A 24244-nucleotide genomic window follows, 5' to 3' on the forward strand; every position below is an offset into this window, starting at 1 on the left:
GATTTATTTAATTTGAAAAAGAATAATAACATTTACAAAAATTGAATTATGTTTAGCGATTCAAAATACATTCTGTATAACTAAACTTAAAAATGGAACAAAAAGACAATAAAAATTACAGTTCGGCATTATATACGCTGATTACTGTGTTTTTCTTCTGGGGCTTTTTAGCCGCATCTAACGGTATCTTTATACCATTTTGTAAAACGCATTTTCATCTCACTCAATTCGAATCACAGTTGATCGATTTTACCTTTTATGGAGGATACTTTATAGGCTCATTGATACTTTATTTTGCTTCGCAAGCCAGTAAGGTTGATATCATGAATAAGTTGGGTTATAAAAATGGTATTATCTTAGGTTTAGTTATATCGGCTGTAGGTGCATTAGGTATGATACCCGCTGTTGCCAGCGGTGCTTTTGGGTTTATATTAGCCGTATTTTTTATCATTGCTGTTGGTTTCTCCTTGCAGCAAACTGCCGCGAACCCTTTTGTGGTAGCCTTAGGCCCTGCCGAAACAGGCTCCAATCGTTTGAATTTTGCCGGTAGTATCAATAATATAGGCGCCTTATTAGGCCCGATTGTAGTGAGCGTTGTTTTGTTTGGTACTGCAAATTCTGAGGTTAAGCCAGAGGTTAAAATATCGTCTATTAATAACCTTTACTATATGCTGGCGGCCTTATTTATAGCCGTAGCTGTATTCTTCTGGTTTTCAAATCTGCCAAAGGTTACCAGCGACGAGAAAATTGAATCAAGTAAAAAAGCGAATACTCCGCTTTTCGTAATGTTTTTGGCGTTTTTATTGATACTTGCGGCCGATCCGTTAAGTGCTGCTATTAATAAACTATTGTCATCTAATCCAGAACACGTAGTCGACATAATTAAAAGCCAGTATTTTGTTTACGCTTCATTAGCTATTATCGTATTTACCCTTGTAGGGACTATTTTTGCCGCTAAACAAAGTAAAGAAGGCTGGGGCGCTATGCAATATCCGCAATTGATTTTGGGTATGCTGGCTATTTTTACCTATGTAGGTACCGAGGTTACTATTCAAAGTAACATGGGGTCCTTACTAAAAACACCTGAGTTTGGATCGTTCAATGAGTCGGACATTGCGCCATATATATCTTTATACTGGGGTAGCTTAATGATTGGTCGTTTTGCAGGTTCAATTGGGGCGTTCAATCTTTCAACATCAACCAAATACGTTTTATACGTTCTTGTTCCGTTTGTAGCGTTTGGCCTGGTATTACTGGTAAATGCGGTTACCGGTGTAAACGTAAGTAACTTGTATGTTTACGCGGTTTGTGTGGCCGTACTTATTGTGGCTTTCTTTATTGGCCGGCAAAAGCCTACACGTACCTTATCTGTATTGGGTATACTGGGCGTTATATTTATGCTGATAGGTTTGTTCACTACCGGCAGGGTAGCCACTTTCGCTTTCATTAGCGGTGGTTTATGCTGCTCTATCATGTGGCCATCCATATTCTCGCTGGCCATTACCGGTTTGGGTAAGTACACCAGTCAGGGTTCGGCATTTTTAATCATGATGATCCTGGGTGGTTCGATCATTCCGCCACTGCAAGGTAAAATTGCCGATGGTGCAGGTAACGTTGTACCAGGCATGAGCGGTATCCATTTCTCCTATATTGTACCGGTAATAGGTTTTGCTTACCTTGCGTATTTTGCCTGGAAGGTGAGCCGTGAACTTCGCAGCCAGGGTATCGACCTTGACCATGTGGAAGTTTCGGGCGGACATTAATATTTAGTTCATTAGTTCAATGGTTCATTAGTTTATTGGTGCCAAATTTGCCAATCCTAATGAACCAATGAACGAGTGAACCAATAAACTACATGAAACCAAGTTTCGATCATATTTTTATGAACCTGGCCACTGATCTGGCCAAGCGTTCACACTGCGTTAAAGCCCAGGTAGGCGCTGTTTTAACCCGTGATACCCGTATTATATCCATTGGCTATAACGGGCCGCCTGCACATACCCATAATTGCGACGAGGAATGGCCCGGCGAGGGCTGCCCCCGTGATTCAAAAGGGAGCTGTTCTCTGGCACTGCACGCCGAAGAAAACGCTATATTATATGCTGTAAAAAATGGCGCTAAACTTGAAGGAGCTACATTGTATACCACCTTGTCGCCCTGTCTGCCATGTGCCCGCCTTATATTTTCGGCCGGTATTAAGCACGTATATTTTGATAAATCATACGCCGAATACAAAGGTTTAGCCAGCGATGAAGGGGTTGATTTTTTAAACCACTTTGGCGTTAAGGCAGAAAAGTTTGCAGGCTAAATCGCTCAATTCTCAAACATGTACAATATACCTTTTCAAACTATTGATTGGTCATCAGTAGAGAAAACAGAACATCGGGGCGAAACCGGCACCGCATTCTGGCAAACATTACTGCTTGATGGTCTTAGGCTGCGCTTGGTGGAATATTCTGCTGGTTACCTGGCCGATCATTGGTGTCAGAAGGGCCATATCGTACATTGTTTGGAAGGTGAGTTCGTCAGTGAATTACAGAACGGCGAAGCCTTTACCTTAGCCAAAGGCATGACCTATATCGTATCGGACGATCTGAGCTCGCACCGGTCGGTATCCACCGATGGTGTAAAGCTGTTAATTATAGATGGAGACTTTTTAAAACCCTGAACAGACCTGACTCGAAAACCTAAACAATAAGTGGTTTTACCCTTTCCAAAGCAAAGTCCAGCTGTTGTTGTGGAGTGAGGTTGGTATTATCCAATATAATGGCATCATCGGCCCTTACAAGCGGACTTTCCTCGCGGGTGGTGTCCTGGTAATCACGATGAGCTATATTCTCAAATACTTCTTCTAAGGTAATTTCGGGATTCTTATCCTTGATTTCCTTGTAGCGTCTTTCGGCACGCACTTTAGGGTCTGCCGTCATAAAGATCTTTATATCGGCATCCGGGAAAACGGTAGTACCTATGTCGCGCCCGTCCATCACAATATTTTTAGAATGTCCCATGCGCTGTTGCTGCTTAACCATCTCTTTACGTACTTCGCGAATGGCCGATACTTCACTTACTTTATCAGATACAGGCATCAGGCGGATCTCGTCAGATACCTCTTCTCCGTTTAGGGTAATATGTGTCTGATAATCGCGCGAGTGAAAATTAAGATGGATGTTTTTTAAGGCCTCGTCAATTTGATTGTGATTGGTCAGGTCGATATTGTTGCGTAAAAAATACAAGGCAACAGCGCGGTACATTGCGCCGCTATCCACATAAATAAAATGAAGTTTTTTAGCTAAAGCTTTGGCCAGTGTGCTTTTACCGCATGACGAATAGCCGTCAATGGCCACTACGATGTTTTTACTCATAAGCGTAGCTAAAGTACAAAATATGTTCATTAGTTCATTGGTTCAATTGTGCATTAGTTCACTGGTTTATTGGTATCGGATGTTTATCTCGCTAATTGATTTGTACATTGTTTACAAATAAACTAATGAACAATTGAACTAATGAACCAATCAATTACCTTTGCCCAATGAACCTTACTAAATCAGCACTGCAAAAAGAAATTACTTATAAAACCTCGCGTAGTGGGGGTAAGGGCGGCCAGAATGTAAATAAAGTATCGAGCAAGGTGGAGCTTTTATTTAATGTAGACAGCTCTGAACTGTTTACCGAAGAGGAGAAACTATTGCTGAACGATAAATTGCAAAACCGCTTTAATAAAGATGGTTTGGTACAGGTGATCTGTGATGAAGAGCGCAGTCAGTACCTCAACAAAGAGAAGGCTATTGAACGATTGATATTATTACTAACCCGGGCATTGCAGAAACCTAAAGCGCGGAAGCCCACCAAAGTAAGTAAGGCAGCAAAAGCCGCCCGCCTGGATGACAAAAAGAAACACTCCGCCAAAAAGGAAAACCGGAAGATTGATTTTGATTAGTTTGTCTGAATCAGAATTCTCAGAATTCAAGAATTAACAGAATGAAAATTAATTCTGAAAATTTATAAATTATGAGAATTCTGATTCAGACAAATTATTTAAACCGGTAAGCTCCAGTAATACTGGCCCATTGATGCGACCTTAGCATCTGCTCCACATCTTTAGTGTGGAAAATGGCTGCTATATCAAAAGTGAAACGACTGGTTGTAAATGCTACTCCCACCTGGTTGCTGAATATAAAAGGCTTTTTGTTTAAGGTAACCTCCAGGCTGTTAGGATCATTGTTTTTGTTAAACAGGGGGCCTTGTATAGTGGCGTCGTAAAGTACACCATTTATCTGCGGTTTATAGTAAAAAAAGATCTCGTGGGCATGTAATAAGCCGCTTTGATCGGCAGCGGATACGGTACTTTGCGTACTAACCGAATTGAAAAGCTGGTTAAAATTACCCAGACGGATCAAAGGCCCTGCACCGGCACCAGTGAAGCCATTACCCAGATTGGCGTACGAGGTCAAACTTACATCTATCCATGAAGCCCTTGCCAAAAGTTTATTATACTCGGCGCCTAAATTAAGTTCTACATTGTTTTTTATCTGGTATTGCCAGCCATTTAAAGAATAAAACCCGAAAGTGTTATGAATAAATTTCTGTATGGGTTCGCCTTGTGCGGCCGGGCCTACTATGCCTAACTGTGCGCTCAGCTTAATGTTGCTTTCGTTTTTATATAAAAAGTTGAGTGTTGAACCAATGTAGGAGTAGGCTGCAAAAGGCCTGTCGATGTACGAGGCATTAGGTACGTAGCCCGATTGCGGATTGTACATTTTCTGGCCAAACTCAAAACCTAAAACCTTATTCTGGAGATCACCGTCGGCTTTTAAAGCTTTACGGTAATAAAAGAAGATGCCATTGGTGTAATACCTGTCTGAGCCTTGGCCCAGGTACCCATCATTATCAGTTTGTATAGCAATTTCGTGACCGCGGGTTTGTGCAAATAGATTGATAGAACCAAAAAGGCACAACAGTGTGAGGAATAGTTTATTAAGCATTAGGTTGTAAAATATATCAGCGCCTAATATAGAAAAATTGAGCTGATTTATATGCACAAAAAAAGGGGAGTGTATCAGTTTGAGATTATTTTTTCATGAAATAATCTCTCTATAAAAATATCATTTTTTGGAAATTGGATGTCCTCCAAAAGGCACAAAAATGGTGGTTACTATAAATGGAGAAAGAATACAAACCGCAACTACAATAATTGAAATTGTAACACTATTATCTTTGTTTGGAAACCTATCAAACATTGGAGTAATTAACCCATATCTATTCTTTTTTATATAAATATAATCATACAACCACATTATACCTAACCCTAACAATAGAAACAGAAGCTTCGGAAAATGAAAGTCAGTATTATTTGATTTAGTGATTTCAATTATTTGTGTTATCGAATAAATCAAAGCAATTGTTCCTAAACCAAGTGCATATGAAGATCTTTGCAATGGGGTACTCCAACTAAGTTTATCTTTATTATTATCGAACCAGTATGTCAAGTAGTAAAACAAAAAATCCAGTATTATCATTAAATGGTTTAAATTAAAAATCCACTTGTTAGGTGGCTAAAATATACGAATAAGTTGGCTTTTTAATCCCCTAATCTTACTATTTTCTCATTTGTCATTACGTCTTTATATAACCCTGATTCCATTGCAGGCGCAACCCTTAGTATTTTATGAATTTTAGCGAAGTTGTAATAAAAAGAGGGGTTAAAAATCATTTTTAACCCCTCTTTTTTAATTTGCTATCGCTTTCTCGTCCTCTTTAACGGTAAGATCAATCGGGTTACTTACCTTTTCATTCAAAAGAGCAAGTGCGATAACCTCGCGCATATCCGCCACATAATGGAACTTCAGATCCTTGATATAATCTTCTTTGATCTCCAGAATATCCTTCTGGTTGGATTTACATAAGATGATCTCTTTGATGTTGGCACGTTTGGCAGCCAGTATTTTTTCTTTGATACCACCTACAGCTAAAACGCGACCACGCAGGGTAATCTCGCCGGTCATGGCCAGGTTAGGTTTTACCTTGCGCTGTGTAAATGCCGAAACAAGGGCAGTAAGCATGGTTATACCAGCCGATGGGCCATCCTTTGGGGTAGCGCCTGCGGGTACATGCACATGCACATCCCATTGATCAAACAATTTGGGGTTGATGTTAAAGTAATTGGCATGTGCCCGCAGATAGGCCAATGCGATAGTTACTGATTCCTTCATCACATCACCCAGACTGCCGGTTAGGGTTAAACGCCCTTTACCCGGACTTAAACTGGCCTCAATAAACAAGATATCGCCACCAACCGATGTCCATGCCAGGCCTGTAACTACGCCGGCAACATCGTTACCTTCATAAAGGTCTTTATCATAAATAGGTGCGCCCAGTATTTTTTCGATATCTTTTTTATTCACCACAGGATTGTATTCCTCTTCCATGGCAATATTTTTGGCTACCCCACGCACTACCGAGCCTATTTTTTTCTCCAGTGCGCGTACGCCCGATTCACGGGTGTAATCAACGATGAGCTTCTCCAATACGTCGGTTTTAAGACTTACATCTTTTAATTTTAAACCATGGGCTTCGCGCTGCTTGGGCAACAGGTGTTGTTTGGCTATCTCTATCTTTTCTTCAATGGTATAACCATTCACTTCTATGATCTCCATCCTGTCTAAAAGAGCAGGTTGAATAGTACTTAGTGAATTGGCTGTTGCTATGAACATCACGTTTGACAGATCAAAATCCATTTCTACATAATGGTCATAAAAAGTACTGTTCTGTTCAGGGTCGAGTACTTCCAATAAAGCCGATGACGGATCTCCCCGGAAATCGTTACCCACTTTATCAATTTCATCTAAGATGAAAACAGGATTGGCCGCACCGGCTTTTTTAACCGATTGTATGATACGACCCGGCATGGCGCCAATATAGGTTTTACGGTGCCCCCTTATTTCGGCTTCATCGCGGATCCCACCCAGAGCCATACGTACATATTTACGGCCAAGTGCTTTAGCAATTGATTTCCCTAAGGATGTTTTACCAACCCCCGGAGGGCCCACCAGGCAAAGGATGGGGGCTTTCATATCGTGCTTTAATTTAAGTACGGCCAGGTATTCGATAATGCGCTGTTTTACTTTATCCAGGCCAAAATGGTCTTTATCCAGAACTTTTTGAGCCCGTTTCAGATCAAAATTATCTTTGGTGAACTCGTTCCAGGGCAGATCAAGCAATAATTCAAGATAATTGATCTGTACCGAGTAATCAGCTGCTGCCGGGTTGGTTCTGGCCAGCTTTTCAAGCTCTTTGGCAAAATGATCTTTTACTTCTTTGGCCCATTTCTTTTTAAGAGCACGTTGACGCAGGTCGTCGATCTCCAGGTCGGGTGAGTTACCACCTAATTCTTCCTGTATGGTTTTTAGCTGCTGATTTAAAAAATAATCGCGCTGCTGCTTATCCAGATCAACACGTACCTTGGTTTGGATCTGGTTTTTAAGCTCCAGCATCTGCAGATCAAGCGTCAGGTGTTCTAATACCATGTTGGCCCTTTCGCGCAGGTTAGCAACCTCCAGCAGGCGTTGTTTAGCCGCCATATCAGCATTCATATTTGATGATATAAAATTGATCAAAAACGAAGTGCTTTCAATATTACGGATAGCTATACCGGCCTCACTCGGAATATTGGGCGATAATTGGATAATGTTCATGGCCATGTCTTTAATAGACGATACCATGGCTTTAAATTCTTTATCCTCTTTAGCCTTTATTTCTTTGAAAGGTTCAACAGTAGCTTTTATATAGGGCTCGCTTTGTACCTCATCTTTTAAAACAAAACGCTTTTTACCCTGAATAATAACGGTGGTGTTGCCATCGGGCATTTGCAGCATTTTTATGATAAGAGCAATGGTGCCAATTTTGTTCAACTGGTTAAAATTAGGGTCTTCTATCCCCACATCCTGTTGCGCAACTACCCCAATCATACGATTGCCCTTGTTGGCATCGCGTATCAGTTTAATTGATTTGTCTCTGCCAACCGTTATCGGTATTACCACACCCGGAAATAGAACGGTGTTACGCAAAGGCAATATGGATAATACCTCTGGCATTTCTTCATTGTTCATTTCTTCCTCGTCTTCGGTAGACATTAAGGGAAAAAACTCTGAGTCTTCGTTTATAACCGGTAGTGTATTTTTAAAATCGAATGGATCAAAAGTCATTAATTATATTTTATATATAGATAAAACCGTCATGTTGTCAGCCTGCATAGTCTCCAGGCCTTTAATTACAGGTAAAACCGCGGTTGTTACTTGTTGCAACCTATGTTTCAAGAGCTGTGCCAAGTTATGGTTATAATGCTTAACAAGCAATATGGCAGTACAATGGTTTGGTTATTTGTTTATTACAAGCCACTTATAAGCTTAACAATTAAATAAGAATTAATTGATAAATATGAAAAAAAGTCATACTATAGCCTTTTGGAATTTTTTTGAAAACAATATCTTTTTGAAGAAAAGTGCCGTTTGGCATAATAATTCGATATAATGGTAGTTATTATAATACCGTTTCTGTTTCACTATTAATCACTAATGAAGTTATCGGTCATTGTATCTTTTCTGATTATGTCCTCGCTTGAATCGGCTGTGGCACAAAGCGCCTATGTAAAAATGGGGCAGCAGGCCTTGATGGATGGCGATTTCAGATCGGCGGTATCACACCTGGAGAAGGCTTGTATCACAGATTCAACCAATGCCAACGCGCTGTGGATGCTGGGCTACTCTTATTACCATAGTGATAATTATAAAAAATCAATAGCTGCCTATACCCGTGTTATCGCCATAAAACCGGCAGATGCCTCGGCCTATTATTACCGGGCGAGGGCAAAAAGCTACCTGGGGAAGGATAACCAGACATCACCCTCGGATAAAGAATTGTACCTGTTAGGCGCGATTGTCGACTTGACCAAGGCCATATCTATCAACAGTGATCCTAACGACAGTAAATTTTACCAGAACAGGGGGATTGCTTACCGCGATTACGGCTTGTTTAAACTACAGAACAACTCACACTTTTATGATCGTGCAAGGGGTATCAATTCTCTGAAAGCATCTATAACCGATCTTGAAAAGGTACTGAACGATAATCCCGGAAGAATGGATATTGCTAATCTGATCGATCAGTCAAAAGATAAACTCACACAGGCTATCGGCCCTGCAGTAGCCCGTCACTGATTTAGTATCAAGTAGTTAGTATCAAGACTAAAGCACCTTGATGATTCCGTGTTTTTTGATGTAACCCGATTCCTTGACTCTTTATTTTTTGATTCTTATTAATATGCAGTTTAAGGGCCTGCATTTGAACTTTACTTTAGGTAAGCGTCGACGCTTAAATATGTGATGTTGATTAGTCGTGATACTTGATACTAACTACTTGATACCCTTAACCAAAACCCCTTCGATCCTGTAATTGTTTTGACCCATTAACCTAACGTGCTGCCATTTCTCGATAAGATAAGCCGAATCCGGGAAGTAACTTAGCTTCTCCCTGGTTTCATACAGCAGGTTTTTGGTGTGGTTAAAAATGAGCACCCATTTTATTTGAGTACCATTCTTTTTGATCACGATGCGGGTAGTGCGCAGGTCCGGATATTTGGACTGGTATACTATTAAGCTGTCGGTAGTTTGAACCCTGTAGCTGTTTTTCCAGGCTGGGCGGTTAATATCTGATTGTATGAACAGATTTAGTTCCTGCCCCCAGTTGGTGATATGTAAGGTTTTATTTTCTGTTACACCGTTATGGGTTACGGTTTTATTAACCAACGGATTGAGTTTGGTGAGTTTTGCAGTATCTGTCTTGAAGAAGCCGCTGATATCGGCATATTTAAGTACAGCGCCGCTTTGCTTGATATCCGGCCTGCATGATGGCAAGCCGGATATGAGCATGATGCCGCCTAAAAAAGCGGTTATGGGTAATAATTTCAATTTATACCAATACATTCCCGGTCATTTCCGCAGGGATAGCTACGCCCAGTATACTTAAAATGGTAGGCGCTATGTCGCCCAGTTTACCATCCTTTACCTGTTTTACATCTTTATCAATAATAATACAAGGCACCAGGTTGGTGGTATGCGCTGTATTAGGCGAACCGTCTTCGTTGATCATATAATCGGCATTGCCGTGGTCTGCCAGGATGATGAAGGAATAGCCATTGGCCAAACCAGCTTCAACCACCGCTTTGGTACAGGCATCGGCAGTTTCAGCAGCCTTAACCACCGCGCTAAAAACACCTGTATGGCCCACCATATCAGTATTGGCAAAGTTAAGACAAACAAAATCGGGCCAGCCGCTTTCCAGTTCCGGAATGATAGCGTCACGGATGCCTGCCGCGTTCATTTCGGGTTGCAAGTCATAAGTAGCTACTTTGGGCGATGGCGCCAATAAGCGTTTCTCATTATCAAACTCTTTTTCGCGGCCACCCGAAAAGAAGAAGGTTACATGTGGGTATTTCTCGGTTTCGGCTATTCTGATCTGTGTTTTGCCCGCATTCTGTAAAATCTCGCCCAATGTTTTGGTCAGGTCCTCTTTGTTAAACACCACCTGTACGTTTTTAAATGTTTCGTCGTATGGGGTCATGGTGATATAACGGATAGCCAGCGGATGCAAATTATATTCAGGGAATGATTTCTGTGTTAAAGCTATACTGATCTCGCGGCCCCTGTCTGTACGGAAATTGAAGCAGATCACCACATCACCCTCTTTAATAACAGCTAATGGTTTGCCATCAGCATCAACGCTCACAATTGGTTTTATGAATTCGTCGGTTACACCTTCGTCATATGATTTTTTAATCGCATTTGTAATGTGTTGGGTTGCTTCTCCCTCGCCGTTAACCAAAAGGTCGTAAGCCAGTTTTACACGCTCCCAACGATTATCACGATCCATGGCATAATACCTGCCAATAGCCGATGCGATTTTTGCATCAGATCCTTCGATATATTGCTCCAGATCGGTAACAAAACCCAATCCCGATTTAGGATCGGTGTCGCGTCCGTCTAAAAAAGCATGGATGTATACATTTTTAACCTCCAATTGCTTTGCAGCATCGCACAAACCTTTTACATGCCTGATGTGGGAGTGAACCCCGCCATCAGATACCAGGCCGATGAAATGTACATCGCGGTTATTTTGTTTGGCATATTCAAAAGCATCTTTCAACACCGGGATGGTTGGCAGTTCATTATCGTCAACAGCTTTATGAATGCGCCCCAGTTCCTGGTAAACTATACGGCCTGCGCCCAGGTTCATGTGCCCAACTTCTGAGTTGCCCATTTGTCCGGCAGGTAAACCTACCGCGGTTCCGGATGCTTCGAGTTTGGAATTTGGATATTGTTGCAGCAAACTATCAACAAAGGGTGTATTTGCAGCAAGTATAGCGTTCGACTGGTCGTTACGGCCATAACCCCAGCCATCAAGAATAATTAATGCGAGTTTTTTTTGATTTTCCACATCGCAAATATAACGGCAACGCTGTACTTTATATGATTATTTTTTTAATTTCGATTTGCGGAATATACTATATCATGATTTGATAATAATTGCGGATAAAAACAGTTATATCTTATTCGAAGATCAATAGCCCCGTTGATTTTATTAATAATCCGTGTTATTAAAATTCTGTTTATTAAATAAATATATGAAACTGGTGTGTCTGTCGTCTTTTATTATGCTATTTCTTTTGCCAGGTTTTACACCCGCCGATCCGATAGATGATGCAGCCAATCTCATCAAACAGGGCAATACCAAGGAATTGGCTAAATCATTTGCCTCCAGTGTTGAGATCACGTTGATGAATGAGGAAAATATTTACTCCCGGGCACAGGCTACATTAATACTGGATAAATTTTTCTCAAAGAATAAGCCCAAAAGCATCAAATTATTACATAAGGTAAACTCCAGCGCCAATTACCGCTTTGGTGTATTTATTTTAACTACCGACACCGGATTATACCGGGTTGCCCTTACCCTGAAGGACGCCGGTGGTAAAATGTCAGTTATTGAACTCCGGATTGAAAACGAGAAAGTGAAATAATAGATGTGCGAATGAACATTGATGTGCAAATATGCAGATTTCAAATGTGCAAATGAGAAACTGCTTTCCAAGCTTTATCGATACCCATCGTTAAAGAATTTTCATTTACATATCTGCACATTTGAAATCTGCACATCAATTTTCATCTGCACATCTTTTTTTCATTACTTTTGAGGTTTAAATTGAATACTCTTGGATAAGGAATTAATACACCATTTTATAATTGAGGCTTTAAAGGAAGATGTTGGTGATGGCGACCATACTTCTTTATCAACTATTCCTGCCGATAGCACCGGTAAAGCAAAACTATTGGTAAAAGACGAAGGCATATTGGCCGGAGTTGAGCTGTCATTGGAGATTTTTAAAATTGTTGATGCCAACCTGAAGGTAAATGTGTTTTTAACCGATGGCGCTGTTATAAAACCTAAAGACGTGGCCTTTGAGGTAGAGGGCAATTCGCAAAGTATTTTAAAAGCCGAACGTTTGGTATTGAATTGTATGCAGCGCATGTCGGGCATTGCTACTAAAACAAGGCAGATAGTTGATCTGTTAAAGGATACTCATACGAAAGTTCTGGACACCCGTAAAACCACTCCGGGTTTACGATATCTTGAAAAATGGGCAGTAAGGATCGGAGGTGGTGTTAACCATCGTTTTGGTTTGTATGATATGATCCTGATCAAAGATAATCATGTTGATTACGCGGGGGGGATAAGACAAGCCATTGGAAGAGCCAATCAATACCTTATTGATAACAACAAAAAACTGGCTATTGAAATAGAAGTGCGTAACCTGGATGAGCTTGATCAGGTTTTGCAAACCGGCCATGTGAACCGTATATTGTTGGATAATTTTAACTTTGCCGACCTAAAGCAGGCTGTTGATATTATTCAGGGCCGCTTTATTACCGAGGCATCGGGAGGGATAACCATTGATAATATACGCGGTTATGCCGAGTGCGGGGTTGATTATATTTCGGTAGGTGCATTAACTCACTCTGTTAAAAGTCTTGACCTGAGTCTTAAAGCTATCTGATTTCGGAACTGAGATTAACTTCGTTGAGAGCTTCGCTGTTTTCGATTTCGGATTTAGAGTTTAAAGTTTCGGATTTAGAGTTTATAATTTAACCCTTAGTACCATATCAATTTCGTAATATTGCAGGGAAATGATAACCGTTTATTCAGTTTCAGCGCTCATTCTGGCTTATCTCTGCGGGTCTATACCTACGGCCGTTTGGATAGGGCTGGCTTTTTATGATATTGATGTTCGTGAGTACGGCAGCGGAAATGCAGGCGCAACCAATACTTTCAGGGTGTTGGGTAAAAAGGCCGGTATCCCAGTAATGCTGTTGGATATTTTAAAAGGATGGACAGCCACCAATCTGGCTTATTTTATTGGTGTATCAACCACAGGGCCGTCTAATTCTATAGCTTATACTAATTACGCGCTTGCTTTGGGTATTGCCGCGGTAATGGGTCACCTGTTTCCAATTTTTGCGGGTTTTCGGGGAGGGAAAGGTGTAGCTACCTTATTTGGAATGATTTTGGCTATTCATTTACATGCCGCTTTATTATGTGTCCTGGTATTTGTAATAGTGCTCTTAACTACGCGTTATGTATCGCTTAGCTCTATAGCCGCAGCTTTTACATATCCTATCGGAGTTTCGTTTATTTTTCCAACGTCTATCCGGTCGGTAGTTATTTATGGTATGTGCATCTGTTTGCTCATATTGGTAACGCACCAAAAAAATATCGAACGCTTACTAAAAGGCACGGAGTCAAAAGTTAATTTTTTAAAGAAGAAAACTACCTGATCATCATGAAAAAATTCAGACCTGCCCTTGCTCTGATCTTTATCATTGCATTGTATTCCTGTTCAACAGTACCGTTAACAGGTCGTCGTCAATTAAGCCTGGTAGGCGATGCCGAAGTAAACCAATCGGCAGCTGCCAGCTACAAACAATTATTGACAGACCCTAAAACCAAAGTTGTTAGCAATGGAACCGACGCGCAACGGGTTAAGAGGATAGGCAGTAAACTGGCTGCAGCCATTGAGCAATATCTGCAACAGAATGGTTATGCCAATCAATATAATTTTCAATGGGAATTTAACCTGATACAAAGCAGCGAGGTAAATGCCTGGTGTATGCCGGGAGGAAAAGTGGCTGTATATAGCGGCCTGTTACCAGTTGCTAATACCGACGCCTATCTGGCCGTTGTAATGGGGCATGAGATTGGTCATGCTATAGCCAGACACTCTGCCGAGCGTATATCTCAGCAAACATTAGCGCAATTTGGAGGATCACTGGCCGGTATTGCTGTATCCAAGCAATCGCAGGTAATGCAGGGGCTTTTTAGCCAGGCATACGGCGTGGGCACGCAAGTAGTTTTACTAAAATACTCCCGTGACCAGGAATCGGAAGCTGACCGCTTAGGGCTTACTTTTATGGCCATGGCAGGTTATGATCCGCATGAGGCTGTAGGTTTTTGGCAGCGTATGGCAGCTCAAAATAAAGGCGGCGCTCCGCCTGAGCTGCTCAGCACCCACCCTTCTGATGCCACCCGTATCGCGAATATCCAGCGCCTTATACCCGAGGCTATGAAATATTACAAGAAATAAAGTAGTGAATAGTGAGTAGTGAGTTTTTTTTAGCGTGGACAAATCCGCTTAGGAAATAGGCTAATATTCATTTTTACTCATAACTCACTATTCCCCATTCACCCTTCACTACTCCCCACCTCATCATGGCTAAGCGTCAATTTTTACGGGCACAGTGGAAAAACCTGGTGATGCAGAATTACGAGGTTGATCCGCAAATACTGGATGCTTATTTGCCGCCCGGAACGGTACTTGACTTATGGCAAGGAAAAGCTCTGGTAAGCATGGTTGGTTTTGTATTTGCCAATACCCGTATGCTGGGCATCAAATGGCCCGGGCATGTAAACTTTGAGGAAGTAAACCTGCGCTTTTATGTAAAATATTTTGAAGGTAAGGAATGGAAACGCGGTGCTGTTTTTGTAAGTGAGATAGTGCCCAAAAGCATGATAGCACTTATCGCCAACAACCTATATAAAGAACATTACAGCGCAATGCCTATGCGCAGTTCAGTTACTTTGACCGGAGACGGGCATACCCAATTTTTATATGAATGGAAATTCAAAGGCAAATGGAACAAATTGGGCGCCACGGCGAATAACCAATTAATGAATATTGAACCTGGCAGTGCCGAGGAATTTATCCTTGAACATTACTGGGGCTATAATAAGCTATCTCATTTTAGTACGATGGAGTATCAGGTTGAGCATATTTCCTGGCAAACGGGTACGGTTAAAGATTATGTTTTTGAAGCTAACGTAGCCGGGCTTTACGGCGAAGCTTTTGAACCTTATCTGAAAAAAGAGCCAGTATCGGTATTTTTTGCTGCCGGATCTGATATTAAGGTGAGGATGGGGGATAAGATAGTGGTGAAAAGTAAGTCCGAAGTCTAAAGTCTTTAGTTCTAAGTAAAGAAAATAATGACGTGAGACTGTCGACTTACGACTTACGACTGCCAATTTTCCCCAGAACTTCCATAACCGCTTGTGCTTTGAGCAGGCATTCTTCATACTCTTTTTCCGGATCAGCATGGTATGTGATCGCGCTCCCTGCGTGGAACGAGAGGTATTGTTTTGATGAGTTGTACAGGAGGGTACGGATAACCACATTCAGATCAAAATCATTATCCGGACTTAAATAGCCGATAGCACCAGAATATACCCCCCGCTTACTGCGCTCATATTGCTCCATCAATTGCATAGCGCTGATCTTAGGTGCACCTGTCATGCTGCCCATAGGGAAGGTGTTTTTGATGGCCTGTATGGCCGACAAGCCTTCCTGAAGCTCGCATACCACCGTTGATATCATTTGGTGTACATACTGGAAACTGTGTATGCCAAATAGCTCTTCGGTTTTAACAGTGCCTTGCTTGGCGGAGCGAGTCAGGTCATTTCGTACCAGGTCAACTATCATTACGTTTTCCTGGAGTTCTTTGGGGTGGTTACGGAGTTGTTGTTTGATCAACTCATCAGTCTGTTCATCTGTACCCCTTTTAGCAGTCCCTTTTATGGGCTGGGATATCAGCTTAGTGCCACGTTTGGCCAGGAAACGTTCAGGCGATGCTCCCAGTATATAGTTGTTCTTCCATTTAAAAAAAGTGCTGAAAGGATTTGGTGAGACTGCATTTAACTGTGTAAATATGGCCAGCGGATCTATCGCGGCTTGCTCCGCAAAAAACTCCTGGCAAAAATTGGTCACGTAAATATCGCCGCGGTTGATGTGCTCCTGGATACCTTTTGCGGCATCAATATATTCTTTCCGGCTAAAGCGGGATTTTAACGCGATAGCTGGCTGTTCCTTGCGGATAATTAGTTCCTGTTGAGCAATCAGATCGAAAACATGTTCAGGCTCATCGCTGATGATCTCCACTTTACCATCCTTAATGATAATTAAGTGCAGAGGTGCGAAAAAATAAAGATCTGGGAATTGTAAGCCATCCGGATTGACAGATGATAGCTGTTCTGTTTCATTCTTCAGATCGTATCCTAAAAAACCAGTTATCCATCCTTGATTATTTTGACGGAAAGCTTCCAGTTGATCAAAAGCGCTCCCAACCTGTGCCGTTACCTCATCTTTTATCCCAATAGCTATCAGCGTATCAAATTTACCATAGGGGTCATTAAACCCGTTAGAGTCAAGGTAACATACCGTATCAAATGATGAAGCCCATTGTAAGGCTTTTTGTTTAAACAGGGGAGAATCTTGAACGGGAATAATCACCCGGCAAAAATAAGCAAGTAAAGTAAAAAGGCTGCATGAAGTGTCTTTTTGTTATTCTATATTGGGTGAATAAATGCGAAGCTTATTCAATGCAATTACTGGTGTATCATTTTAAAGAAGGGCTAATCTCGGGTAGGATCAAATTTTACTATGTTTTTTTGGCTTGTTTGATTTTATCTTTTCTGAATAGCCTTTTCTTTGCCTTTATTGCAGACCATTATTTTCCGGAGTCTGACTTGCTCAATAACCCTATCGATAAAGAGTCAGTTCCAGAACAGTTGTTGGTAGCCTGCATTTTTGCGCCACTATTGGAAACCTGGTTGTTTATCAGTTTGCCCAATCAATTGATGAATAAATTCGGGATAAAAAATTTATATCTGCTGATCATTATCCCCGCATTATTATTTGGAGCAAACCATTATTATAATCCGCTTTACATGATCGCTATGTTTTTTAGCGGAGTGATCATGAGTTTTCTTTACATTTAGTACAAGCGGGTAAAGAACGGCCATCAGGCATTTTTATATGTTGTGTTGTTGCACGCCTTATATAACCTTTATGCTGTTTTAGCCAGATACCTTTAACCATAAATAACAAAAAAAGCCCTGCATCTATAGATACAGGGCTTTTGAATAGCCGATGCAATTAGTGCATTACCAGCGTTTGTTTCCTGTCTGGCCCTACGGATAGGTATTTAACAGGAACGCCTAATTCTGCCTCTAAATAATCAATATATGATTGTAGTTTGGCCGGTATCTGGTTTAATTTAGTAATTCCGGTCAGATCTTCGTTCCAGCCGTCAATTTCTTTCAAAATTGGCTCAGGGCTTACCGAACAAATATCGTAAGGCATGTAATCGATCTTTTCGCCCAGATAGTTGTAGTGGGTACAGGCATATATTTTATCAAAGCCGCTTAATACATCGGCTTTGGTCATTACCAGTTGGGTAACACCATTAAGCATTATAGCGTATTTTAAAGCCGGCAGGTCGATCCATCCTGTACGGCGTGGCCTTCCGGTGGTCGCGCCAAATTCATGGCCTGTTTGGCGTAATTCTTCGCCTGTTTCGTTCTCGAGTTCGGTTGGGAATGGTCCGCCGCCAACACGGGTACAATAAGCCTTAAAAATACCTATCACCTCACCAATTTGTTGTGGTGCTATACCCAAACCTGTGCAGGCTCCGGCTGCGGTTGTATTTGAGGAAGTAACAAAAGGGTATGAGCCAAAATCAATATCCAGCATAGCGCCTTGTGCGCCTTCTGCCAGTACTTTTTTACCTTGTTTTATATAATTGTTAACTAAATGCTCAGAGTCAACCAATGGAAACTGGCGCAGTAGATCAAGCGCTTCAAAAAATGCGGTTTCGCGCTCAGAAAAATCAGCTACTTCGCCGTATAATGATTGCAGCATAGATACATGCTTGTCAACCAGTTTCTGGTAGCGTTCCTTAAAATCGGGCAGGGTAATATCACCTATACGCAAACCATTACGACCAGTTTTGTCCATATAAGTTGGACCGATACCTTTTAAGGTTGAACCAATTTTGCCATCGCCCATCTTTTTTTCATTAGCGGCATCAAGTAACTGGTGCGTTGGTAATATGAGGTGGGCTTTTTTAGCTATCAGCAAATTCTTTTTCGCCAATAGATCATGCCCGGCATCTTTTAGTTTTTCTAATTCTTTTTTCAGTGTGATCGGATCGATCACTACACCATTACCGATCAGGTTCATGGTGTTCTCAAAAAATATACCTGAAGGAATGGTATTTAAAACGAATTTTTTACCGTCAAATTCCAAAGTATGCCCGGCATTGGGGCCGCCCTGGAAACGTGCTATCAGGTCATAACCTGCACTAAGCACATCAACAATTTTTCCTTTACCTTCATCGCCCCATTGGAGGCCTAATAATACGTCAACAGCCATTTATGTAAATTCAGAGTATAATATTAAGGGGGGCAAAGTTATGCTTTTCTGTCACAATTACCGTCTCTTAATTTGGTGCAATTGCCATAAAGATTAAGGGAGTGGTGTTTGATATCAAATTTCAGGATGTCGCCCATCATGCTTTGTATCTGCTGTATGCGCGGGTCGCAAAACTCAACCACTTTGCCGCAGTCAATGCAAATAATATGATCATGCTGCTTATAGCCGTATGATTTTTCAAATTGTGCCATGTTTTTACCAAACTGATGTTTGGTAACCAGGTCACATGATACCAGTAATTCCAGGGTATTATAAACGGTGGCGCGGCTTACACGGTATTTTTTATTTTTCATGTGGATGTATAATGACTCCACATCAAAGTGATCGGTACGCGAATAAATTTCTTCAAGTATAGCAAAACGCTCGGGCGTTTTACGCAGGTTTTTGTTTTCGAGGTAAGCCTCGAAAATTTTTTTAACCAACACTATTGTATCCTGCTGAGGCATAATTATCTATTAAAGAGTCAAAGTTATTAATAAAAGATAGAATCAGGAAATAAGAATCAAGAGGATAAGAATCAAGAAGTGAGGGTCAAGAATCAAGAAAGAAGATGCATCCGGTTTTTCTTGATTCTTGTCTCTTGATTCCTGGCTCTTTTATGATGCTTTTTCAATTGCCGAATCGAAACGGTTTACAGCGGTGATACCCTTAACCATTTTCAGGTTTTTGATCAGGTTATCCAGATGCTCAGTATCATTTACATATACCATGAGCGAACCTTCAAAAATGCCATTGTCGCTATCAACCGTAATAGAGCGGATATTTACCTTAAAATCCTGTGATATTACCGTAGTCAGTTTATTGATCAATCCCACGTCGTCAATACCGGTAATGCGCAAGCCGGTTAAAAATGCCAATTCCTGTTGGTTTGTCCAGCGGGCCTTTACAATCCGGTAGCCATAGTTGGCCATCAGTTTGGCCGCATTAGGGCAGTTGGTACGGTGTATCTTGATGCCATCGCTTACGGTAACAAAACCAAACACATCATCACCAGGGATAGGGTTGCAGCAATTGGCCAGTTTATAGTCAATCTTTTGCATATCCTCGCCAATGAGCAATATGTCGCTATCTTTAGCTTTGATGTTGCGCAGCAGGCTATGTACCTGCTCCTGCTCAATTTTATCCTGTGGTTTATTTTCAATTACTTTTTCTGAGGCCTGGTACTCCTTCAGATCTTTCATGTCAATGATGCCTTTGGCAATATTGTAAAACAGGTCCTGGGTTGTTTGCAGTTTAAAAAAGTAACTCAGCTTATGTATGTTTTCAGAGTTGTAAGTGATCTTGAGCGATTTTAACTTGCGCTCCAGTATCTCCTTGCCATCTTCGGCAATTTTCCGTTTTTCTTCTTTTAACGCCGATTTTATTTTGGCTTTTGCCTTAGCGGTAACCACAAAGTTCAGCCAGTCTTCCTTAGGCGTTTGTTTGCCCGAAGTAATGATCTCTACCTGGTCGCCATTCTGCAGTTTATAGCTCAGCGGTACCAGTTTGTGATTTACTTTAGCGCCAATACAACTGGCGCCCACATCGGTATGTATCTCGAAGGCAAAATCGAGCGCTGTAGCGTTTAAAGGCAATTGGATCAAGGCGCCTTTAGGTGTAAAAATGAAGATCTCATCGCTGAAAAGGTTCATTTTAAAATCATCCAGAAAATCGAGTGCGTTGGAGTCGGGATTTTTAAGCATATCCCTCACCTTTTGTACCCATTGATCAAGGCCGCTGTCGGTAGTCGATTCTTTGTACTTCCAGTGCGCGGCAAAGCCCTTTTCGGCTATCTCATTCATCCGTTTGGTACGAATTTGCACTTCAACCCATTGACCGCGGGGACCCATTACAGTGGTATGCAATGATTCGTACCCGTTAGCTTTGGGCGACGAGATCCAATCACGCAGCCTGTCGGGATTAGGACGGTAGAGATCGGTAACTATCGAATAGGCTTTCCAGCAATCAGCTTTTTCATTTTCAGGCGTACTATCCAATATCACCCTGATGGCAAAAAGATCATATACCTCTTCAAAAGGTATCGATTTTTTCTTCATCTTATTCCAGATGGAGTGGATGGATTTAGGGCGGCCAAAAATATCGGCCTCCAGGCCCTGGCCCAGCAACACCTTTTTTACCGGCTCAATAAAATCGCGGATAAACTTTTCACGTTCGGTCTTTTTCTCGTTGAGCTTAACTTTTAAAAACTGATAGGTTTCCCGCTCCATGTATTTCATAGAAAGGTCTTCCAGCTCAGATTTTATGGTGTATAAACCCAGCCTGTGTGCCAGCGGGGCATATAAATAAACGGTTTCTGACGATAGTTTAAGCTGCTTATCGCGCGGCATAAACTCCATAGTCCGCATGTTATGCAGGCGATCAGCCAGTTTGATCAAAATCACCCGCACATCATCGGCCAGGGTAAGCAGCATCTTGCGAAAATTCTCGGCCTGTAATGAGCTGTTGGTGTCAAATACGCCCGATATTTTGGTAAGCCCATCAATGATTTTGGCTACCTTTTTGCCAAACTCCATTTCAATATCGTCCAGCGTCATGTTGGTATCTTCAACCACATCATGCAGCAGGGCACACACGATGGAGGTGGTACCCAGGCCTATTTCTTCGGCCGCTATTTGTGCTACGGCAATAGGATGGTATATATAGGGTTCGCCGCTTTTACGGCGCATGTCTTTATGGCTTTCCAGGGCCATATCAAATGCTTTACGGATCATGCGCTTATCGCCCTTTTGCAGGGTCGACTTACAGGCGCGCAGCAAAGCCCGATATCTTTTTAATATCTCATTTTTTTCCGCTTCCAGGTCAATCACTAACTCTTTCATATGCTGATATTAATGGTATTACTTGATAAACTTGTAATTATAAATTATTATTACAGATTAATTGAAATACCACAAAAAATTGCTTTAATTTTGTTTTAAGTAAAATTATGAAATTTATTGGTTTTCTGTTCTTGTTTTGTTTCGGCATCGTGGGCGCGCTAAAGGCCCAGACAGATAAACCAGCACCTGTAACTTTAGGCAAAAATGATACCATCAAAACGGCCATGACCGATCTTGACGGAGAACTCGTACCCTGGATAGTTACGCCCGAAGTAAAAATTGTTGATACACGTATATTTGCCAGTGAAGCCGACCGGATGGCTTATAACAGGTTACGGTACAATGTGTTCAAAGTGTTGCCTTACGCGCGTTTTGCGGGGCAGCGTTACCGCCAGTTGCAACGCGACCTGGCACTTACAGGCGATAAGCACAAACAGAAAGAGTTGGTAGCCGCCTGTGAAACCGAAATAAAAACATTGTTTAACAAGGAAATAAAAAATCTGACAATTAGTCAGGGTGAGGTATTGATCAAGCTGATTGACCGTGAAACCGGAACCACCAGCTATACGATGGTTAAAGAGCTTAAGGGTGGTTTTAAGGCCTTTATGTTTCAATCTGTAGCCAGCATATTCGGCCATAACCTAAAGGAAACCTACGACCCTGAGGAGCAGAAAGATATCGAGGCTATATTGAAGCAAGCCGGATATAATTCCACTAACAATTAATAATGGATAACAATAGTATCTACAAGTTTAATGTGCAAACATTAAACGGGGAAGAGATTAGCCTGTCGGCTTATAAAAATAAAGTTCTTTTAGTAGTTAACACCGCCTCTCAATGTGGTTTTACCCCTCAGCTTAAGGACCTGGCCAACCTAAAGGACCAGTTTAAGAATACGGATTTCGAAATACTTGCTTTCCCCTCAAACGACTTTGGCGGACAAGAACCATTGGAAGGCGAGGCGATAGCCACTTTTTGCGAAAATGCAGGAGCCAATTATCCCGTATTTGAAAAGATAAGAGTACGGGGCCCCTACGCTCATCCTCTATACCAGTTTTTTGCTAATAAAAAAGATAACGGTAACCTGAAATCTGTTCCGCGGTGGAACTTTCATAAATTTTTGGTAGATCGTACCGGGCATGTAACCGACTTTTTTTATCCTTTTACCAAGCCCACATCTTCAAAGATCAGGAAAAAGATCGAACGCCTTTTACAGGCCTCTTTATAATTCAACCCATATTTATGCTTAAATTAGATATATTAGTTTTATCGGTTCATCCCGACGATGCCGAACTTGGATGTTCCGGTACTATTTTAAAACACATTGCCCTGGGTAAAAAGGTAGGTATTGTTGACCTTACCCGTGGCGAATTAGGTACCCGTGGTTCGGCCGAGATCCGAGACCAGGAAGCAGCAGCATCGGCAAAAATATTAGGTTTAGCTGTAAGAGAAAACCTGGGTTTACCCGATGGATTTTTTGAAAACACAAAGGAATACCAGTTACAGGTAATAGCCGCTATACGTAAATATCAGCCTTCTATAGTAATAACCAATGCTTATCATGACCGTCACCCTGATCATAAGCGCGCTGGTGAACTGGTAGAAACAGCCGCTTTTTTATCGGGCTTACGAAAGATTGAAACTAAAGCAGATGGAGTTTTGCAGGAAGCCTGGAGACCTGAGCTTGTTTTGCATTTTATACAGGACAATTATATAAAACCCGATATTTTGATCGATGTAACCGATTACTGGGATAAAAAGATTGAAAGTATCCATGCGTTCGGATCGCAATTCTTTAACCCGGAATGGGAAGGTGAACCCCAAACCTACATATCATCGCCTGAGTTTATTAACGTTGTGGCGGCCCGTGCTATGGAATTTGGCAAAAGCATCTCTGTTAAATATGCTGAAGGCTTTACCAGTAGAAAAATTTTAGGTGTAGATAATTTATTTTCGTTGAAATAATATCTTTATTAATCTATAATAAATAAGCCGCGGGTTATATAACACCGCGGCTTACTAATAATATGTAAGTAGTTTAATTATTAGGCTTTTATGTATTCAAAGCGATTGTTCTCATGGCTTCTTTCTCTTCTTAGCTTGTTTTCATTAGCCAGTTTTAACAAGATGCCCGAAAGTTCGGATGTTTTAAAATCAGAGTCAAACTGTTCTTTGCAGTAGCTCGCGATAGCTGATATAGAACGCGAAACATCAAAAAAGTCAGTACCCAATAACTGGTTGAGTATTTTGGTGGCTCCTGGCTTTTTACGGCCTGGTATACCAAAATTTTCATCATCTGAACGTATTCTGCGCCCTTTTTTAAGGAATAGTTCAGCTCCGTCCGTATCCACTCTGTCAGATTCAATCATTACATCTAATAACCGATCGATAATCCGAACCTGTACAGATTCTGATTGGAATGAATTAACAACTTCCGCTACTTCAACAAGTTGTTTTTTTAATTTCTCTATGTGTTTGCTCATGACGTAAAAAGGATTGATCTGTACTCTTTTAATAGGGGGATATTACAAAAGTAACGGAAATAATAATTAAAAAT

25 protein-coding genes are annotated in these 24244 nt (G+C 41.3%); 14 read left to right on the forward strand and 11 right to left on the reverse strand.

What is annotated here, in order from left to right:
* The first annotated feature begins 92 nt into the window (after positions 1–92).
* From ACNURT_RS07940 to ACNURT_RS07950, 3 genes are all read left to right on the forward strand, one after another.
* Positions 93–1763, forward strand: a complete 1671-nt coding sequence (locus tag ACNURT_RS07940) for an MFS transporter (protein ID WP_370997608.1) — start codon at positions 93–95, stop codon at positions 1761–1763.
* A 92-nt stretch (positions 1764–1855) separates the two neighbouring features.
* Positions 1856–2308, forward strand: coding sequence for a deoxycytidylate deaminase (locus ACNURT_RS07945; RefSeq protein ID WP_370997609.1), 453 nt, complete (start codon positions 1856–1858; stop codon positions 2306–2308).
* 18 nt (positions 2309–2326) lie between these two features.
* Positions 2327–2668 (forward strand): DHCW motif cupin fold protein, encoded by a 342-nt coding sequence (locus tag ACNURT_RS07950; protein WP_370997610.1) that lies wholly within the window; start codon positions 2327–2329, stop codon positions 2666–2668.
* Between the two features lie 19 nt (positions 2669–2687).
* Here the strand turns inward: ACNURT_RS07950 and cmk are convergent, their stop codons facing one another.
* Complete coding sequence (gene cmk, locus ACNURT_RS07955) at positions 2688–3362, reverse strand: (d)CMP kinase (RefSeq protein ID WP_419702119.1); 675 nt, start codon at positions 3360–3362, stop codon at positions 2688–2690.
* A gap of 167 nt (positions 3363–3529) precedes the next feature.
* On the opposite strand from cmk, the gene arfB reads away from it, so the two are divergent.
* The gene (arfB, locus tag ACNURT_RS07960; protein WP_419701271.1) at positions 3530–3937 is read left to right on the forward strand and encodes an alternative ribosome rescue aminoacyl-tRNA hydrolase ArfB; all 408 of its coding nucleotides are present in this window, start codon (positions 3530–3532) and stop codon (positions 3935–3937) included.
* A gap of 94 nt (positions 3938–4031) precedes the next feature.
* On the opposite strand, the gene ACNURT_RS07965 is transcribed toward arfB, so the two are convergent.
* The 3 genes from ACNURT_RS07965 to lon form a co-directional block, all read right to left on the reverse strand.
* Positions 4032–4982, reverse strand: a complete 951-nt coding sequence (locus ACNURT_RS07965; protein WP_419701272.1) for a lipid A deacylase LpxR family protein — start codon at positions 4980–4982, stop codon at positions 4032–4034.
* 120 nt (positions 4983–5102) lie between these two features.
* Positions 5103–5516, reverse strand: coding sequence for a hypothetical protein (locus ACNURT_RS07970; protein ID WP_419701273.1), 414 nt, complete (start codon positions 5514–5516; stop codon positions 5103–5105).
* A 210-nt stretch (positions 5517–5726) separates the two neighbouring features.
* On the reverse strand, positions 5727–8201 hold the full coding sequence (gene lon, locus ACNURT_RS07975) for an endopeptidase La (RefSeq protein WP_419701274.1): 2475 nt from the start codon (positions 8199–8201) through the stop codon (positions 5727–5729).
* A 402-nt stretch (positions 8202–8603) separates the two neighbouring features.
* Between lon and ACNURT_RS07980 the strand changes: the two genes are divergently transcribed.
* The gene (locus ACNURT_RS07980) at positions 8604–9212 is read left to right on the forward strand and encodes a tetratricopeptide repeat protein (protein WP_419701275.1); all 609 of its coding nucleotides are present in this window, start codon (positions 8604–8606) and stop codon (positions 9210–9212) included.
* A 195-nt stretch (positions 9213–9407) separates the two neighbouring features.
* Here ACNURT_RS07980 and ACNURT_RS07985 read toward each other — a convergent pair whose 3' ends face one another.
* Both ACNURT_RS07985 and gpmI read right to left on the reverse strand, forming a co-directional pair.
* Positions 9408–9962 carry a hypothetical protein gene (locus ACNURT_RS07985; RefSeq protein WP_419701276.1) on the reverse strand — a complete coding sequence of 185 codons (555 nt, stop codon included), beginning with the start codon at positions 9960–9962 and terminating at the stop codon, positions 9408–9410.
* 1 nt (position 9963) lies between these two features.
* Positions 9964–11487 carry a 2,3-bisphosphoglycerate-independent phosphoglycerate mutase gene (gene gpmI / locus ACNURT_RS07990; RefSeq protein WP_419701277.1) on the reverse strand — a complete coding sequence of 508 codons (1524 nt, stop codon included), beginning with the start codon at positions 11485–11487 and terminating at the stop codon, positions 9964–9966.
* Between the two features lie 187 nt (positions 11488–11674).
* Between gpmI and ACNURT_RS07995 the strand changes: the two genes are divergently transcribed.
* From ACNURT_RS07995 to ACNURT_RS08015, 5 genes are all read left to right on the forward strand, one after another.
* Complete coding sequence (locus ACNURT_RS07995) at positions 11675–12070, forward strand: DUF4783 domain-containing protein (protein WP_370997622.1); 396 nt, start codon at positions 11675–11677, stop codon at positions 12068–12070.
* A 192-nt stretch (positions 12071–12262) separates the two neighbouring features.
* A complete protein-coding gene (gene nadC, locus ACNURT_RS08000) occupies positions 12263–13105 on the forward strand; it encodes a carboxylating nicotinate-nucleotide diphosphorylase (protein ID WP_419701278.1) in 843 nt (280 codons plus the stop codon).
* Between the two features lie 130 nt (positions 13106–13235).
* On the forward strand, positions 13236–13883 hold the full coding sequence (gene plsY / locus ACNURT_RS08005; RefSeq protein ID WP_076374174.1) for a glycerol-3-phosphate 1-O-acyltransferase PlsY: 648 nt from the start codon (positions 13236–13238) through the stop codon (positions 13881–13883).
* Between the two features lie 5 nt (positions 13884–13888).
* Positions 13889–14689 carry a M48 family metallopeptidase gene (locus ACNURT_RS08010; RefSeq protein ID WP_370997625.1) on the forward strand — a complete coding sequence of 267 codons (801 nt, stop codon included), beginning with the start codon at positions 13889–13891 and terminating at the stop codon, positions 14687–14689.
* 125 nt (positions 14690–14814) lie between these two features.
* Positions 14815–15558 (forward strand): YqjF family protein, encoded by a 744-nt coding sequence (locus ACNURT_RS08015; protein ID WP_419701279.1) that lies wholly within the window; start codon positions 14815–14817, stop codon positions 15556–15558.
* 46 nt (positions 15559–15604) lie between these two features.
* Here the strand turns inward: ACNURT_RS08015 and ACNURT_RS08020 are convergent, their stop codons facing one another.
* The gene (locus tag ACNURT_RS08020) at positions 15605–16885 is read right to left on the reverse strand and encodes an anthranilate synthase component I family protein (RefSeq protein WP_419701280.1); all 1281 of its coding nucleotides are present in this window, start codon (positions 16883–16885) and stop codon (positions 15605–15607) included.
* Between the two features lie 89 nt (positions 16886–16974).
* Here ACNURT_RS08020 and ACNURT_RS08025 point away from each other — a divergent pair, with 89 nt between their 5' ends.
* Positions 16975–17373, forward strand: coding sequence for a type II CAAX prenyl endopeptidase Rce1 family protein (locus ACNURT_RS08025; protein WP_419701281.1), 399 nt, complete (start codon positions 16975–16977; stop codon positions 17371–17373).
* 157 nt (positions 17374–17530) lie between these two features.
* Here ACNURT_RS08025 and ACNURT_RS08030 read toward each other — a convergent pair whose 3' ends face one another.
* The 3 genes from ACNURT_RS08030 to ACNURT_RS08040 form a co-directional block, all read right to left on the reverse strand.
* Positions 17531–18808 carry an adenylosuccinate synthase gene (locus tag ACNURT_RS08030; protein ID WP_419701282.1) on the reverse strand — a complete coding sequence of 426 codons (1278 nt, stop codon included), beginning with the start codon at positions 18806–18808 and terminating at the stop codon, positions 17531–17533.
* A gap of 38 nt (positions 18809–18846) precedes the next feature.
* The gene (locus tag ACNURT_RS08035) at positions 18847–19314 is read right to left on the reverse strand and encodes a Fur family transcriptional regulator (protein ID WP_419701283.1); all 468 of its coding nucleotides are present in this window, start codon (positions 19312–19314) and stop codon (positions 18847–18849) included.
* Positions 19315–19464: 150 nt separating this feature from the next.
* Positions 19465–21687, reverse strand: coding sequence for a RelA/SpoT family protein (locus ACNURT_RS08040; protein WP_370997634.1), 2223 nt, complete (start codon positions 21685–21687; stop codon positions 19465–19467).
* Between the two features lie 107 nt (positions 21688–21794).
* Between ACNURT_RS08040 and ACNURT_RS08045 the strand changes: the two genes are divergently transcribed.
* Genes ACNURT_RS08045 through bshB1 form a run of 3 tightly spaced genes read left to right on the forward strand, consistent with a single transcriptional unit; the run spans position 21795 to position 23652 of the window.
* Positions 21795–22412 (forward strand): DUF4294 domain-containing protein, encoded by a 618-nt coding sequence (locus tag ACNURT_RS08045; RefSeq protein WP_370997636.1) that lies wholly within the window; start codon positions 21795–21797, stop codon positions 22410–22412.
* A gap of 2 nt (positions 22413–22414) precedes the next feature.
* The gene (locus ACNURT_RS08050; RefSeq protein WP_419701284.1) at positions 22415–22915 is read left to right on the forward strand and encodes a glutathione peroxidase; all 501 of its coding nucleotides are present in this window, start codon (positions 22415–22417) and stop codon (positions 22913–22915) included.
* A 14-nt stretch (positions 22916–22929) separates the two neighbouring features.
* Positions 22930–23652, forward strand: a complete 723-nt coding sequence (gene bshB1 / locus ACNURT_RS08055; protein WP_419701285.1) for a bacillithiol biosynthesis deacetylase BshB1 — start codon at positions 22930–22932, stop codon at positions 23650–23652.
* A gap of 80 nt (positions 23653–23732) precedes the next feature.
* Here the strand turns inward: bshB1 and ACNURT_RS08060 are convergent, their stop codons facing one another.
* On the reverse strand, positions 23733–24170 hold the full coding sequence (locus tag ACNURT_RS08060; protein WP_370997640.1) for a hypothetical protein: 438 nt from the start codon (positions 24168–24170) through the stop codon (positions 23733–23735).
* Between the last annotated feature and the right edge of the window lie 74 nt (positions 24171–24244).

The sequence above is a fragment of the Mucilaginibacter sp. NFX135 genome, from assembly GCF_048565145.1.
GTDB lineage: Bacteria > Bacteroidota > Bacteroidia > Sphingobacteriales > Sphingobacteriaceae > Mucilaginibacter.

Excerpts from the sequence above, each read along its gene's own strand:
- arfB (WP_419701271.1), top strand. The coding sequence starts at position 3,530 with ATGAACCTTACTAAATCAGCACTGCAAAAAGAAATTACTTATAAAACC.
- cmk (WP_419702119.1), bottom strand. The coding sequence starts at position 3,362 with ATGAGTAAAAACATCGTAGTGGCCATTGACGGCTATTCGTCATGCGGT.
- lon (WP_419701274.1), bottom strand. The coding sequence starts at position 8,201 with ATGACTTTTGATCCATTCGATTTTAAAAATACACTACCGGTTATAAAC.
- ACNURT_RS08035 (WP_419701283.1), bottom strand. The coding sequence starts at position 19,314 with ATGCCTCAGCAGGATACAATAGTGTTGGTTAAAAAAATTTTCGAGGCT.
- ACNURT_RS08030 (WP_419701282.1), bottom strand. The coding sequence starts at position 18,808 with ATGGCTGTTGACGTATTATTAGGCCTCCAATGGGGCGATGAAGGTAAA.
- ACNURT_RS07980 (WP_419701275.1), top strand. The coding sequence starts at position 8,604 with ATGTCCTCGCTTGAATCGGCTGTGGCACAAAGCGCCTATGTAAAAATG.
- plsY (WP_076374174.1), top strand. The coding sequence starts at position 13,236 with ATGATAACCGTTTATTCAGTTTCAGCGCTCATTCTGGCTTATCTCTGC.
- ACNURT_RS07940 (WP_370997608.1), top strand. The coding sequence starts at position 93 with ATGGAACAAAAAGACAATAAAAATTACAGTTCGGCATTATATACGCTG.
- bshB1 (WP_419701285.1), top strand. The coding sequence starts at position 22,930 with ATGCTTAAATTAGATATATTAGTTTTATCGGTTCATCCCGACGATGCC.
- ACNURT_RS08060 (WP_370997640.1), bottom strand. The coding sequence starts at position 24,170 with ATGAGCAAACACATAGAGAAATTAAAAAAACAACTTGTTGAAGTAGCG.
- ACNURT_RS08025 (WP_419701281.1), top strand. The coding sequence starts at position 16,975 with ATGCAATTACTGGTGTATCATTTTAAAGAAGGGCTAATCTCGGGTAGG.
- ACNURT_RS08010 (WP_370997625.1), top strand. The coding sequence starts at position 13,889 with ATGAAAAAATTCAGACCTGCCCTTGCTCTGATCTTTATCATTGCATTG.
- ACNURT_RS07965 (WP_419701272.1), bottom strand. The coding sequence starts at position 4,982 with ATGCTTAATAAACTATTCCTCACACTGTTGTGCCTTTTTGGTTCTATC.
- ACNURT_RS07950 (WP_370997610.1), top strand. The coding sequence starts at position 2,327 with ATGTACAATATACCTTTTCAAACTATTGATTGGTCATCAGTAGAGAAA.
- ACNURT_RS07995 (WP_370997622.1), top strand. The coding sequence starts at position 11,675 with ATGAAACTGGTGTGTCTGTCGTCTTTTATTATGCTATTTCTTTTGCCA.
- ACNURT_RS08015 (WP_419701279.1), top strand. The coding sequence starts at position 14,815 with ATGGCTAAGCGTCAATTTTTACGGGCACAGTGGAAAAACCTGGTGATG.
- ACNURT_RS07970 (WP_419701273.1), bottom strand. The coding sequence starts at position 5,516 with ATGATAATACTGGATTTTTTGTTTTACTACTTGACATACTGGTTCGAT.
- ACNURT_RS07945 (WP_370997609.1), top strand. The coding sequence starts at position 1,856 with ATGAAACCAAGTTTCGATCATATTTTTATGAACCTGGCCACTGATCTG.
- ACNURT_RS08040 (WP_370997634.1), bottom strand. The coding sequence starts at position 21,687 with ATGAAAGAGTTAGTGATTGACCTGGAAGCGGAAAAAAATGAGATATTA.
- ACNURT_RS08050 (WP_419701284.1), top strand. The coding sequence starts at position 22,415 with ATGGATAACAATAGTATCTACAAGTTTAATGTGCAAACATTAAACGGG.
- ACNURT_RS08045 (WP_370997636.1), top strand. The coding sequence starts at position 21,795 with ATGAAATTTATTGGTTTTCTGTTCTTGTTTTGTTTCGGCATCGTGGGC.